Raw genomic sequence first — 557 nt, forward strand, 5'->3', positions numbered from 1 at the left:
CGAGGTAAGTCCACCAAACGGAACAATGGCCGAGCCTCGAACCTGAGCAAATGTCTCGTTCAGTTTTTCAATAACTCCCTCGTGTTCCCCTGCGTTGATTTCTCTGATATGGGTCTCATGCGGCACCGAGCGATATAGCCACGACCGGTCGGTTAGAACCGCAAATTCGACGAGGTGGAACAGACGGTCCGCCCACGCATCAGTATCACCGTCCGCGATCTCGAGTACCGACTCAACCAACGCTCGGTCCTCAGGAAGCGACGCTCGAAATTCATGATCCGAACCAATAAAGATACATTCTGAGTCGGGAACCTGCGTCAGCTCCCGTTGTACCATCTCAAATTGACCGTGTCTCGGATCAAGCCCCAGGTGGACAGCAGTTCCGTAATCCATCAGAACGCGAACCGCTCGGTTCTCGACTGTCACACGGCCGAGCTCGTCCCAGTCCTTCACACCGGATAAACGCCGAGTGACGAGTCGATGTGTCGGTTCTGCGGCGTCGACGTTCTCTGTAACCTCCATTGCCGTTACGTATTCTCGGGATCGTTGAAATCCTT

General features: G+C 54.4%; 1 pseudogene. It reads right to left on the bottom strand.

Features of this window, described 5'->3' with window-relative positions:
- Positions 1-522 (bottom strand): annotated as a pseudogene (locus DVK05_RS17440) (hypothetical protein); the annotation flags it as partial.
- Between the last annotated feature and the right edge of the window lie 35 nt (positions 523-557).

Origin of the sequence: Halorubrum sp. Atlit-8R (assembly GCF_003666025.1) — an archaeon.
In the GTDB taxonomy this organism is placed as follows: domain Archaea; phylum Halobacteriota; class Halobacteria; order Halobacteriales; family Haloferacaceae; genus Halorubrum; species Halorubrum salinarum.